Annotated in this window: 10 protein-coding genes; 7 read left to right on the top strand and 3 right to left on the bottom strand. The window is 68.8% G+C overall.

Features of this window, described 5'->3' with window-relative positions:
• The first annotated feature begins 40 nt into the window (after positions 1–40).
• From OP498_RS16575 to OP498_RS16565, 3 genes are all read left to right on the top strand, one after another.
• A complete protein-coding gene (locus OP498_RS16575; protein WP_280549786.1) occupies positions 41–1,381 on the top strand; it encodes a sodium-dependent transporter in 1,341 nt (446 codons plus the stop codon).
• A gap of 50 nt (positions 1,382–1,431) precedes the next feature.
• Positions 1,432–1,974: a gamma carbonic anhydrase family protein gene (locus OP498_RS16570; protein WP_280549788.1), complete on the top strand. Its 543-nt coding sequence runs from the start codon at positions 1,432–1,434 to the stop codon at positions 1,972–1,974.
• 87 nt (positions 1,975–2,061) lie between these two features.
• Complete coding sequence (locus tag OP498_RS16565; RefSeq protein WP_280549790.1) at positions 2,062–2,733, top strand: metal-dependent hydrolase; 672 nt, start codon at positions 2,062–2,064, stop codon at positions 2,731–2,733.
• Here the strand turns inward: OP498_RS16565 and OP498_RS16560 are convergent.
• From OP498_RS16560 to OP498_RS16550, 3 genes are read right to left on the bottom strand one after another with little or no spacing between them, the layout of a single operon-like run.
• Positions 2,709–4,091, bottom strand: a complete 1,383-nt coding sequence (locus tag OP498_RS16560) for a sigma-54 dependent transcriptional regulator (RefSeq protein ID WP_280554459.1) — start codon at positions 4,089–4,091, stop codon at positions 2,709–2,711. The two genes, OP498_RS16565 and OP498_RS16560, sit on opposite strands and share 25 nt — an antisense overlap.
• A complete protein-coding gene (locus OP498_RS16555) occupies positions 4,084–5,994 on the bottom strand; it encodes an ATP-binding protein (RefSeq protein ID WP_280554458.1) in 1,911 nt (636 codons plus the stop codon). The genes OP498_RS16560 and OP498_RS16555 overlap by 8 nt, the downstream gene beginning before the upstream one ends.
• Positions 5,995–6,002: 8 nt before the next feature.
• Complete coding sequence (locus OP498_RS16550) at positions 6,003–6,776, bottom strand: GntR family transcriptional regulator (RefSeq protein WP_280549797.1); 774 nt, start codon at positions 6,774–6,776, stop codon at positions 6,003–6,005.
• Between the two features lie 332 nt (positions 6,777–7,108).
• Between OP498_RS16550 and OP498_RS16545 the strand changes: the two genes are divergently transcribed.
• From OP498_RS16545 to OP498_RS16530, 4 genes are read left to right on the top strand one after another with little or no spacing between them, the layout of a single operon-like run.
• Positions 7,109–7,864, top strand: coding sequence for a (Fe-S)-binding protein (locus OP498_RS16545; RefSeq protein ID WP_280549799.1), 756 nt, complete (start codon positions 7,109–7,111; stop codon positions 7,862–7,864).
• Positions 7,861–9,327, top strand: coding sequence for a LutB/LldF family L-lactate oxidation iron-sulfur protein (locus OP498_RS16540; RefSeq protein WP_280549801.1), 1,467 nt, complete (start codon positions 7,861–7,863; stop codon positions 9,325–9,327). The genes OP498_RS16545 and OP498_RS16540 overlap by 4 nt, the downstream gene beginning before the upstream one ends.
• The gene (locus OP498_RS16535; protein WP_280554456.1) at positions 9,327–10,007 is read left to right on the top strand and encodes a lactate utilization protein C; all 681 of its coding nucleotides are present in this window, start codon (positions 9,327–9,329) and stop codon (positions 10,005–10,007) included. The genes OP498_RS16540 and OP498_RS16535 overlap by 1 nt, the downstream gene beginning before the upstream one ends.
• Positions 10,004–12,850: an FAD-binding and (Fe-S)-binding domain-containing protein gene (locus OP498_RS16530; RefSeq protein WP_280554454.1), complete on the top strand. Its 2,847-nt coding sequence runs from the start codon at positions 10,004–10,006 to the stop codon at positions 12,848–12,850. Before OP498_RS16535 ends, OP498_RS16530 begins: the two co-directional genes overlap by 4 nt.
• The last annotated feature ends 253 nt before the right edge of the window (positions 12,851–13,103 follow it).

The following is a 13,103-nucleotide window of genomic DNA, read 5'->3' as shown; positions in this document are numbered from 1 at the left end:
TGCTAGGCTTGCGCCCTTTTCAGGCTCGCGGAGTGGACCCATGAACGAGACGCTGGAGCGCTGGAGCACGCGGCGCGCCTTCATCCTGGCGGTGACCGGGGCAGCGGTGGGGCTCGGCAACATCTGGCGCTTTCCCTACATCGCTGGCGAGAACGGCGGTGCCGCCTTCCTGCTGCTCTACGTGGCCTTCGTGGTGCTGCTGGGGCTGCCGGTGATGATGGCCGAGATCCTGATCGGCCGCGCCGGGCGCCGCAGCCCCATGCAGTCGCTGGGCCATCTGGCCGGCCAGGCCGGGGCGAGCCCCCACTGGCGCTGGCTGGGACTGTTCGGCGCCTTCACGGTGTTCTGCATCCTCTCCTTCTACTCGGTGGTCTCGGGCTGGTCCATCGAATTTCTGGTGGCCGCGGTCAATGGTGACTTCGTGGGGCGCAGCGCGACGGAGATCGGCGCCGACTTCGATGCCTTCCTCGCCGACCCCGGGCGCATGACCTTCAACCATACCCTCTTCCTGATGATGACCATGCTGGTGGTCGCCGCCGGGGTGGCCAAGGGGCTGGAGAAGCTCAACAACCTGCTGATGCCGATGCTCTACCTGTTGCTGCTGGTGCTGGCGGGCTACGCGGCCACCACCGACGGCTTCGGTCCGGCGCTGGCCTGGCTGTTCCTGCCCGACCTCTCGGCGGTGACGCCCATGGTGATGCTGCAGGCCATGGGCCACGCCTTCTTCACCCTGGCGGTGGGCGCCTGTGCGCTGATGGCCTATGGCGCCTACATGCCCGACCACCAGAGCCTGCCCCGGGCCGCCGTCTCGGTGGCGGTGCTCGACGTGACGGTGGCCCTGCTGGCCGGGATCGCCATCTTCTCGGTGGTGTTCGCCCAGGGCATGGATCCCGGCGAGGGGCCGGGGTTGATGTTCGTGACCCTGCCGGTGGCCTTCGCCGAACTGCCCGGGGGCCCGCTGTGGCTGTCGCTGTTCTTCCTGCTGCTGCTGCTGGCCACCTGGACCTCCTCGATCAACCTGGCCGAGCCCATGGTCGCCACCCTGCAGGGCTGGGGCCTGCGGCGCGGGGCGGCGGCGGCCGTGGTGGGGCTGGCGGTCTGGGGGCTGGGGATGCTCTCGGTGTTCTCCTTCTCGAGCCTGGCCGAGACTCGGGTGTTGTTCGGCATGAATCCCTTCGAGCTGGTCAGCACCATTCCGCCGGAGATCTTCCTGCCGCTGGGCGGGCTCTTGATCGCCATCTTCGCCGCCTGGGTGATGCCCGAGGCGACCACCCTGCGCGCGTTGGATGCCGGCCCCAACGGCTTTCGTGCCTGGCGCGCGCTGCTGCGCTGGGTGTCGATCCCGCTGACGCTGGTAGTATTGTTGGCCGGACTGATCTGAGACGCCTGACCTGACCTGGCAAGACCTGACCTGACAAGAAGAGGTGAACAATGAGCGAGGCAACGAGCCTGCGGCCCTGGAAGGGCCTTGAGCCGCAGCTGGGCGCGCGGGTCTATATCGACCCGGCCTGCATGGTGCTGGGCGACGTGGTGCTGGGCGATGATTGTTCGGTGTGGCCCATGGCGGTGATCCGCGGCGACATGCATCGCATCCGCATCGGCGCGCGCACCAGCGTGCAGGACGGCAGCGTGCTGCACATCACCCACGCCAGCGACTTCAACCCCGAGGGGTTCCCGCTGACCATCGGCGAGGAGGTGACCATCGGCCACAAGGCGATCCTCCACGGGTGCACCCTGGGCAACCGCATCCTGGTGGGCATGGGCGCCATCGTCATGGACGGCGCCGTGGTCGAGGACGAGGTGATCATCGCCGCCGGTGCCGTGGTGACGCCGGGCAAGCGCCTGGAGGGCGGCCACGTCTACGCCGGCAACCCGGCCAAGGCGCTGCGCCCGCTCAAGGAGCAGGAGCGGGCCTTCTTTCCCTACACCGCAGGCAACTACGTCAGACTCAAGGACGAATACCTGGCCGGCTGAGCCTGTCGCCAGTTGGCAACTAGTTGTTTTTTCTGGCCATGTTGCGCATAATCTGGATGTTCATCCAGTATTTTTGAGTCTCTGCACATGGCCGATTTTCGTACCCATCTTGGCGTCGCCGTGGCCGGTGGCGCATTGCTTGGTCTGGGTGGCTGGCAGGCTACCCAGCTATCCGCCAGCGACGCCGCCTCCCTGGCCGTGTTGATCGCTTTCGGCGGGATTCTGCCGGATATCGACGCCGACAACTCCCATGCCATCCGCCTGATCTTCACCCTGCTCGCCGTGCTGTCGGTGGTGGTGGGCGCCCTGCTGTTGCAGGAATGGCTCAGCCCCGGGGCCCTCATCGTCGCCTGTGGCGGGCTGTATATCGGCGTTCGCTATGGGCTGAGTGCCGTGTTCAAGCATTTCTCGGTGCATCGCGGTATCTGGCATTCGCTGCTGGCTGCGCTGTTGTGCGGGCTGGCGACCACGGTGGCCAGTTATCAATGGCTCTCGCAGGGCGCCTGGATGGCCTGGGCCCACGGCGCCGGCCTGGCGCTGGGCTTCGGGATCCACCTGCTGCTTGACGAGCTCTACAGCGTCGACCTCACTGGGGCGCGTCTCAAGCGCTCCTTCGGCACCGCCCTCAAGCCGTTCGACTGGCGCGAGCCGGGCAACTCCCTGATGATGCTGATGGCGGCGGCGAGCCTGGCCCCCTGGCTTCCCCCCTGGGGGCCGCTGCGCGAGGTGCTCCGTCAGGGCGCCTCGCTCTGGCGGTAGTCCTCGGCCTTGAGGCCGTACTTCCTGAGCTTGTCGTAGAGGGTCTTGCGCGGCAGCCCGAGCTGCTCGCAGGCCTCACTGACGCGGCCGCGATGGCGGGCCAGGGCCTGGTCGATCAGGCTCTTCTCGAACAGCTCCACCTGCTGGGGCAGGGCCAGGTCGCCGCTGTCGCTGTCCACCCCCTCGAGAAGGGCGTCCAGGCGGTAGTCGCAGGTGGCGCCGAGCAGCACGTAGCGCTCGGCCAGGTTACGCAGCTCGCGCACGTTGCCCGGCCAGTCGTGGGCGAGCAGCGCCGAGATGCCGCCGGCATCCAGCGGCGGCGCCTCCAGGCCACTGCGGTTGGCGGCCACCACGGCGAAGTGCTGGAACAGCAGCGGGATGTCCTCGCGCCGCTCGCGCAGCGGGGGGATCGGCAGGGTGACCACCTCGAGCCGGTAGTAGAGATCCTCGCGGAAGCGTCCCGCCTCGGCTGCGGCCTTGAGGTCGACCTTGGTGGCGGCGATCACGCGCAGGTTCAGGGGCACCGGCACGTTGGCGCCCAACCGCTCGATGGAGCGCTCCTGGAGTACCCGCAGCAGCTTGACCTGCAGCGACAGCGGCATCGACTCGATCTCGTCGAGGAACACCGTGCCGCCCTCGGCATGCTCGAACTTGCCGATGCGCCGCTCCACGGCCCCGGTGAAGGCGCCCTTCTCGTGGCCGAACAGCTCCGACTCGATGATGCTCTCGGGGACGGCGCCGCAATTGATGGCCACGAAGGGGTGGCCGCCGCGGCGGCTGCGCTCGTGGATGGCCCGTGCCACCAGGTCCTTGCCGGCCCCGGTCTCGCCGAACAGCAGCACGTCGGTCTCCACCTGGCTGATGCGCTGGACCATGGAGGCGAGGCGATGGATGGCCGGCGCACGGCCCACCAGGCGCGGGCCCGGTGCCGATTGCTGGGCCTCGAGCTCGGCCTTGAGCTCGCGGTTCTCGAGGCTCAGGCGGCGCTTATCGATGCCGCGGTGCACCATCTCCACCAGGCGTTCACCGGCGAAAGGCTTCTCCAGGAAGTCCCAGGCGCCCTCGCGCATCGCCTCCACGGCGGTGGAGATGTCGCCATGGCCGGTGATCAGGATCACCGGCAGGTCGGGGTCGCGGCCGCGCACCTCGCGCAGCAGGGCCATGCCGTCCATGCCGGGCATGCGGATGTCGCTGACGATCACTCCGGGGAAGTCCGGCGTCAGGGCCGCCAGGGCGGCCTCGGCGCTCTCGAAGGCGCGGGGCTCGTAACCCGCGAGTTCCAGGGTCTGGCCGGCGGTGATGCGCAGGTGCGCCTCGTCGTCGATGATCATCACCGGAAGGGTCGCCGGCTCATGCATGGGTGTCGTGCTCCTCGGGCCTGGTGTCGCCGGTCGCCTCGGGACCGGGGTCGCGGGGCAGGGTAATGGTGAAGCGGGCGCCGCCGCCAGGGGCGTTGTCAGCCGCCAGCCGGCCGCCCAGGTCGTCGATGATGCGCGCCGAGATCGACAGCCCCAGCCCCAGGCCGCTGCCCGGCGACTTGGTGGTGTAGAAGGGCTCGAAGATCCGTCCCAGGTGTGCCTCGGTGATGCCGGGGCCGTTGTCGATGACCCGGATCCGCACCTCGTCGCCGTCGGGCGCGATGCTCAGCTGCAATCGCGGCGCCGCGGTCTGGGCCATGGCCTGCAGCGCGTTGCCGATCAGGTTGACCAGCACCTGCTCCAGGCGCACCAGGTCGGCGCGCACCCAGGTCTGCTCCTCGGGCCAGACGCGCTCGACGGTGACCCCGGCGTCGCGCAGCCGCGTCTGGAAGAGCCGCAGGGCGTAGTCGAAGCAGGCGGGGACCGAGACGCTGGTGGGCCTGTCGCCACTCTTGCGCGAGAACTGGCGCAGCTGGGCACTGATCTCGGCCATGCGGTCGGTGAGTTCGATGATCTGCGCCAGGTTGCCGCTCGCCGCCGCGGTGCGGCTGCGGGCCAGGAACTCGGCGGCATTCTCGGCATAGGCGCGAATCGCCGCCAGCGGCTGGTTGAGCTCGTGATTGATGCCGGCGGCGAGCTGGCCGAGCACGGCGAGCTTGGCGGCCTGGACCAGCTCGTCGCGGGTCTCGCGCAGCCGTTCCTCGGCGCGGCGGCGCTCCTCGATCTCGCCGGAGAGGCGCCGGTTGGTCTCGACCAGGTCGCGGGTGCGGCGCTGCACGTTGCGCTCCAGCTCGTCGCGGGCCCGGGCCAGGGTGCGCCGCTCCCGCTCGGCGAACTGTTCGCGCTCGCGGCGCAGCCGCAGGCGCTGCCAGCCGATGCCGCCGGCCAGGATCACCACGCCGTAGAGGCCGCCGGCCAGCAAGGCGGCGAGCCACTGGGCCTGAATCACCGGGGCCAGCGATCTAAGGATATGCATCTCCCAGCCGAACGCCGGCATGGGGCGCGACAGGCCCAGGTAGTCGTCCTCGGCCAGCGGGCCGCGCTGGAAGCCGACGCGCTGGCTGTGCTCGCCCGGGGTCTCGGTGATCTCGATGCCGGCGGGGGCCAGCGGCTCGTCGGCATAGCGGCGGGTGTCCAGCAGCGCCTCCCGCTCGTCGTCGGAGAGCGGCTGCAGGGCCCTCATGCGCAGCTCCGGGCGGCTGGCCATGAAGATGATGTCGTCCTTGTCGGTGACCAGCAGCTCGGCATCCTGCTCGGCCCAGCTCGCCTCCACGGCATCGAGCAGCACCTTCACCACCATGACGCCATCGGGGCTGGCGTCCGGTTCGGTGTCGTCGAGCCATACCGGGGCCGAGAAGTAGTAGCCGCGCTCCCGAGACTGCACGCCCAGGCCATAGAAGCGCCCGGCGTGACCGGCAATGGCATCCTGGAAATAGCTGCGGAAGGCGTAGTTCTGGCCGATGAAGGTGTCGGGACGGTGCCAGTTGCTGGCGGCCAGGGTGTCGCCGTGGCGGTCGATGAGGTAGATATCGGAGACCCCGGCGGTGGCCCGGAAACGGTCCAGCAGCCGGTTGAGCGGCATGGGGTCCTGGCTCTCCGGGGAGGCCAAAAAGCGCCTGACCATCTCCCGCGAGGCGAGCAGGGCGGGCAGGTAGTCGTGGCGAGAGAGGTGGCCGACCAGGCTCGCCGCCGAGAGGCGCAGCTCGTTCTCGGCATCCTGGCGCAGCCCCTGCAGGGCCTGGTCGCGGGCCAGCTGGGCGACCTGCCACATGGCGAGCACCAGTCCGAGGGGCACCAGCAGCCAGAGCAGCTGGCGGACCCGGCGGCGGGAGGGTATCGGCATGGCCGGCCTCAGCGGGAGGTCGTGGGCATGACCTGGGCGCGGCGCAGGGCGCGCTGGGCCCGGGTCTCGGCGCGCTCGACCTCGAGCAGCCCCTCTTCCACGAAGACCAGGTGCTCGTGGGCGCGGGTGCGGGCGTCCTCGGCCCGGCCCTCGAGGATGGCATCGAGCAGGGCACGGTGCTGGGCCATCAGCTTCGGCCGCGAATCGGGTTTCTCGAACAGGTGGGCCAGGTTGTCGACGATGCTCATCTCCAGCAGGTGGAAGATGCCACGGATGGAATGCAGCAGCAGCACGTTGTGGGCCGATTCGGCAATGGCCATGTGGAAGGCCGCGTCGGCGCGGGCCTCGAGCGCCGGGTCACGGCCCTTGAAGCAGGCCTCGAGCTCCTCGAACCGCGTGATCAGCAGCGCCTTGTCGGTAGGCGTGGAGCGCAGGGCCGCGTAGTAGGCGGAGAGGCCCTCCATGGCATCGCGGAACTCGAGCAGGTCGAGGTGGAATTCCCCGTGTCGCGAGAGCATCTCCAGCAGCGGGTCGCTGTAGCCGCTATTGAGCTCCTCGCTGATGAAGGTGCCGCCGCCCTGGCGGCTGGTCAGCAGGCCGCGGGCCGACAGCTTCTGGATGGCCTCGCGCAGCGAGGGGCGCGAGACGCCGAAACGCTCGGCCAGTTCGCGCTCCGGCGGCAGGCGCTGGCCGGGCTTCAGGCTGCCCTCGAGGATCAGCGCCTCGAGGCGCTCGGTGATGACGTCGGCGAGGCGCGGCTGTCGGACGGGTTGATAGGCCATGGCGGTGGCTCCGGAACACGTGGCGAAAGTCGGCATGGTATCGCCATCAAATTGGTATTACCAAACGCCGCGTCAACGACTCGCCGCCGCTGCCCCGGATTGCTTTGATTTATCCATTGACATCAAGGTGTTGGAAAGAGCGTTGAAGGCAATAGACTAAAGTATAGGCGGGCGGGGCTGGGAAGCGGGCAGCGTGCGTTTGACACTGCAGGTTCCGCCTCCTAATGTGCGGCAACGTCTTCGTGTCAATTGGCTTTACCAATTTACCGTAGCCCGAGCCAATGCTTTCAGCGCAACGCTGCCGTGCCCCTGCACTGTCCAGGATCCTGCCCATGACGCCAGTCAAGCTCTATCCGCCGAAGCCGGAGAAGGTCTACTTCTTCGGGACCTGCCTCGTCGACCTCTTGTATCCGGAGGCCGGCCTGGACGCTATCCGCCTGCTCGAGCGGGAGGGCATCGAGGTGCTCTTTCCCGAGGACCAGACCTGCTGCGGGCAGCCGGCCTACACCTCGGGCTACCAGCAGGAGGCTCGCGCGGTGGCGGCGGCTCAGCTCGACCTCTTCCCCGAGCCCTGGCCGATCGTGGTGCCCTCCGGCTCCTGCGGCGGCATGATGCGCACCCACTACCCCCAGCTCTTTGCCGGCAGCGACCTCGAGGAGCGGGCCAATGAAGTGGCAGGACGGATCCACGAGCTGACCGAATTCCTGGTCCATGTCTGCCACCTCAAGCTCGAGGATCGCGGCGCGCCGGAGAAGGTCGCCATGCACACCTCCTGCAGTGCCCGGCGCGAGATGGGGCTGGCCGAGACCGGACCGGCGCTGCTGGCCCAGCTCGGCAAGGTCGAGCTGGTGGAGCAGGCGCGCGGCGCCGAGTGCTGCGGCTTCGGCGGCACCTTCGCGGTGCGTCATCCCGAGGTCTCCGCCGCCATGGTGGAGGACAAGACCGCGGCCATCGAGGAGGCCGGCGCCCAGCGCTTCGTGACCTCCGACTGCGGCTGCCTGATGAACATCGGCGGCCGCTTCGCTCACCAGAAGACGCCGGTCGAGGGCGAGCATATCGCCAGCTACCTGTGGCGGAGGACCTCATGAGCGTACAGAGCCACGATGTTCAACCCCAAGGCGTTCAAACGTATAGTCCTCGCGAGTTTCACCGCCAGGCCCACGATGCCCTGGGCAATCCGCAGATCCGCGCCAACTTCCGCAAGGCGATGGATGGTCTGATGACCAAGCGCCGCGACAGCTTCGGCGACTGGGACCTGGAGACCCTGCGCGAGCTGGGCGCCAACATTCGCCTCAGGGCGCTCGCCAAGCTGCCCGACCTGCTCGAGCAGCTGGAGGCCAACTGCGAGGCCAACGGCATCCGGGTGCACTGGGCCGAGGACGGTGACCAGGCGTGCCGGATCATCCGCGAGATCTGCGAGTCCCACGACGCCAGCTCGGTGGTCAAGGGCAAGTCGATGGTCACCGAGGAGATGCACCTCAATGCGCACCTGGAGGAAGCCGGCATCGAGGCGCTGGAATCCGACCTCGGCGAGTACCTGGTGCAGCTCAACGAGCAGACGCCCTCGCATATCATCATGCCGGCGATCCATCTCAATACCGACGAGATCTCCGAGATCCTGCATGACAAGACCGGCACCGAGCGCACCCGCGACGTCGACTATATGACCGCGGCGGCCCGCTCCCAGCTGCGCGAGCGCTTCATGGCGGCGGACGTCGGCATCTCGGGCGTGAACTTCGCGGTGGCCGAGACCGGCACCCTGTGCCTGGTGGAGAACGAGGGCAACGGCCGCATGACCACCACGGTGCCGCCGGTCCACATCGCCGTGACCGGTATCGAGAAGGTCGTCGAGCAGCTGCGTGACGTGCCGCCCCTCTATGCCCTGCTGACCCGCTCGGCCACCGGTCAGCACGTCACCACCTACTTCAACATGATCAGCTCGCCGCGCAAGGACGGTGAGCATGATGGGCCCAAGGAGGTCCACCTGGTGCTGGTCGACAGCGGTCGCTCCAGCATCTATCAGGACGACGAGCTGCTCGACACCCTGCGCTGCATCCGTTGCGGCGCCTGCATGAACCACTGCCCCGTCTATACGCGGGTGGGTGGCCATACCTACGGCACCACCTACCCCGGGCCGATCGGCAGCATCCTCTCGCCCCACCTGATGGGCCTGGACGAGACCAAGGACCTGCCCACCGCCTCGAGCCTGTGCGGTGCCTGCGGCGAGGTCTGCCCGGTGAAGATCCCGATCCCCGACCTGCTGGTGCGGCTGCGCCGCGAGTCGGTGGGCGAGGGGCGCGGCAACGTACCCGGCGCCGGCGTCAAGCGCACCCGCAAGGAGGCCGCGGCCTGGAAGGGTTTCCAGTGGCTGGCCACCCATCCCGCCGTCTGGCGTGCCGGCACGGCGGTGGCCGGCAAGTTGAAGGCGCTGATGCCGGCGAAGCTGGGGTCCTGGACCGACTACCGCACCGCGCCCAGGCCGGCGGGCACCACCCTGCATGCGCTGGTCAAGCGTCATCAGGCGAACAAGACCCATGGGGAGGAGCGCTGATGCGTGCCCGCGACGCCATTCTCAAGCGCCTGCGCGAGCGCACCGACAGCCCCCTGAGCGCCCCCGAGAGCGACTTCGCCGTGGTGACCCATAGAGGCTGGAGCCAGGAAGAGCGCCTGGCCCGCTTCGAGCGCTGGATCGTCTCGGTGCACGGCGAGGTGATCCATGCCCCCCGGGATACCTGGACCGACACCCTGGCGAAGGTGCTCGCCGACAAGGGCGTGCGACGCCTGGCGCTGGGCAAGGAGCACCCGGTGGCCGCCGAGGCGCGCCACGCCCTGGCCGATGCCGAGGTGGAGCTGGTCGACGTCGACCGCGATATCGAGTCCTGGCAGCGCGAGCAGTTCGAGCGTGTCGATGCCGGCCTGACCTCCACCCGTGGTGCCATCGCCGAGACCGGCAGCCTGTGGCTCTGGCCGACGCCGGACGAGCCGCGCCTGATCAGCCTGGTGCCGCCGATCCATGTCGCCGTGCTCGACGCCGATACCCTCGAGGACACCTTCTTCGATGTGGTCGAGGCCCACGGCTGGGCCGATGGCATGCCCACCAACGCCCTGCTGATCTCCGGGCCCAGCAAGACCGCCGACATCGAGCAGACCCTGGCCTATGGCGTGCACGGGCCCCGTGCGCTGGTGGTCATCGTGCGCCATGCCGCTGCCGCGGCGGGGGGCGAGGCATGACGGCGGCGAGCGCCTGGCAGGACCTGAAGGCGGCGCTCTCGTCGGTGATCCCCGCCGAGCGGCTGATCGACGACCCCCTGCGCACCCTGGCCTACGGCACCGATGCCAGCTTCTATCGGCTGATTCCTCAGCTGGTGGTCCGCCCCGAAAGCGAGGCGGAGCTGCAGCACACCCTGGCGGAGTGCCGGGAGCGCGAGCTGCCGGTGACCTTCCGCGCCGCCGGCACCTCGCTCTCCGGCCAGGCGGTCACCGACTCGGTGCTGATCCAGTTCGGCCGCGGCTGGCGGGCTCATGAGATCCTGGACGAGGGCCGGGCGATCCGCCTGCAGCCCGGGGTCATCGGCGCCAGGGCCAACCAGCTGCTGGCCCCCTACGGGCGCAAGATCGGTCCCGACCCGGCCTCGATCGCCAGCTGCATGGTCGGGGGCATCGCCGCCAACAATGCCTCGGGGATGTGCTGCGGCACCGCCCAGAACAGCTACCGCACGGTGCGCGACATCCGCGTGATCCTGGCCGACGGCAGCCTGCTCGACACCGCCGACCCCGAGAGCGTCAGCGCCTTCCGGGCCTCCCACGGCGAGCTTCTGGTCGGCCTCGAGCGCCTCGCGGAACAGACGCAAGGCAGCGCGGCGCTGGCCGAGAAGATCCGCCACAAGTACCGGCTCAAGAACACCACCGGCTACGCCCTCAACAGCCTGGTCGACTTCACGGACGGCATCGAGATCCTCAAGCACCTGATGATCGGCTCCGAGGGCACCCTCGGTTTCATCAGCGCCATCACCTACGACAGCGTGGTCGACGAGCCCCTGAAGGCCGCGGCCCTGGCCTTCTTCCCCGACATGGGCACGACCTGCCGCGCGACCATCGCGCTCAAGCAGGCCCCGGTCTCCGCGGTGGAGCTGATGGACCGCGCCGCGCTGTGCTCGGTGCAGGACCAGCCGGGCATGCCCGACGCGCTCGGACGGCTGCCCGAGGGGGCGGCGGCGCTGCTGATCGACGTGCGCGGCAACGATGCCGCCGAGCTCGAGGCGCGCATGCAGGCGGTGCAGCGGGTCCTCGAGGGCATCCAGACCCTGGAGCCGGTCACCTTTACCCGTGACGCCGATACCTATGCCCTCTACTGGAAGATCCGCAAGGGGCTCTTCCCGGCGGTGGGGGCCGTTCGCGAGACCGGCACCACGGTGATCATCGAGGACGTGGCCTTCCCCATCGAGCGCCTCGACGAGGGCGTGCTGGCGCTCACCGAGACCTTTCACCGCCACGGCTACCGGGACGCCATCCTCTTCGGCCACGCCCTGGAGGGGAACCTGCACTTCGTCTTTCCCCAGGGCTTCGAGAAGCCCGGCGAGGTGGAGCGCTACCAGGCGCTGATGGACGAGGTGGCACGGCTGGTCGGCGTGGAGTACGGCGGGTCGCTCAAGGCCGAGCATGGCACCGGACGCAACATGGCGCCCTATGTGGAGCTGGAGTGGGGGCCCGAGGCCTATGCGTTGATGTGGGCGATCAAGGCGCTCTTCGACCCCGGGAACCTGCTCAACCCCGAGGTGATTCTCAGCCGCAACCCGACGCTGCACCTGGAAAACCTCAAGCCCCTGCCGGCGGCCGACGAGATCGTCGACAAGTGCATCGAGTGCGGCTTCTGCGAGGCGGTCTGCCCGTCGAAGGAGCTGACGCTCACCCCGCGTCAGCGCATCGTCATCGCCCGTGAGCTGGCGAGGCTCGAGACGCTGGGCGAGGCGATCACTGGGGAGGATGCGACGCGCCTGACCGCCCTGCGCGAGGAGTATCGCTACGCGGGCGACGAGACCTGCGCCGCCGATGGCCTCTGCGCTACCCAGTGCCCGGTGGGCATCAATACCGGTGACCTGGTGCGCGCGATGCGTCACGAGCGGGCCCTGGACAAGGCCGAAATCGCGCGGCGCATCGGCCGCCACTTCTCGGGCGCGACCCGCCTGGCCCGAGGTGGATTGAACGCGGCAGGGGTGGCGCGGGCCCTGCTCGGCACCGGCCTGATGGGCAAGGCCAGCGCTGGGGCGCGCCGCCTGAGCGGTGACCGGTTGCCCCAGTGGAGCCCGGCCCTGCCCAGGTCGGCGCCGATCCGGGTGCTGGAGCATGTGTCGTCGGGCGATGCCTCGCGGGACAAGGTGGTCTATCTGCCCTCCTGTGCTACCCGCATCTTCGGCACGGCCCATGACGACAAAGCCGAGGCACGCTCGGTGATGGAGATCACCCTGGCGTTGCTCGACAAGGCCGGCTACGAGGTGGTCCTCCCGGAGATGATTGGTCACCTGTGCTGCGGCATGGCCTTCCAGTCCAAGGGGCAGTTCGAGGAGGCGGCCCACAAGGGGCGCGAACTCAACCGCGAACTGCTGGTGGCGAGCCAGAACGGACGCTATCCGGTGCTCTGTGACACCAGCCCCTGCACCCTGCAGGTGCGGGAGTACCTGGACGAGCGACTCGAGATGCTGGAGCCGGTCGCCTTCGCCCATGACCATCTGCTGCCCCGGCTCGCCGTCACGCCCCTGGACGAGCGGGTCGCCGTGCATGTGACCTGCTCGAGCACCCGCATGGGACTCGCCGACAAGTTCGTCGGGCTGGCGCGGGCCTGTGCCCGGGAGGTGGTGGTGCCGGCGGAGATCACCTGCTGTGGCTTCGCTGGTGACAAGGGCTTCACGACCCCGGAGCTCAATGCCTCCGCGCTGGCGGGGCTGGCTGAGCAGGTGGCCGAGTGTAGTGCCGGCTACTCGAACTCGCGCACCTGCGAGATCGGCCTGAGCCAGCACGGCGGCATCCCATACCGCTCGATTCTCTCGCTGCTCGACCGGGCCAGCGGGTCGCCGTGACATATTTCTTCCCGAGGGTCTTGCGCGGTCCCGTGGGAATCCGTAGAGTACGCACTCGCTGCCGGCAACGGGCAACGTTGCAGGCGGTGATAAGTGGCAGAAGTGCTTGTTTCCATTTGGGTTTTTCGAAGAAGTTCTGGAGATTCCCGCTTGACGAACTCGCCGCATTCGGTAGAATGCACGCCACTCGTGACAGAGACCCGCTGAGGGCTTTTCTTGAATCAGCTGAGGGCTCTATCGGACGTCACCTCGC

The organism is Halomonas sp. 25-S5, assembly GCF_029889845.1.
Lineage (GTDB): Bacteria > Pseudomonadota > Gammaproteobacteria > Pseudomonadales > Halomonadaceae > Halomonas.
Note: the sequence above shows the minus strand (reverse complement) of the source record. Positions and strands in the feature narration are given on the sequence as shown.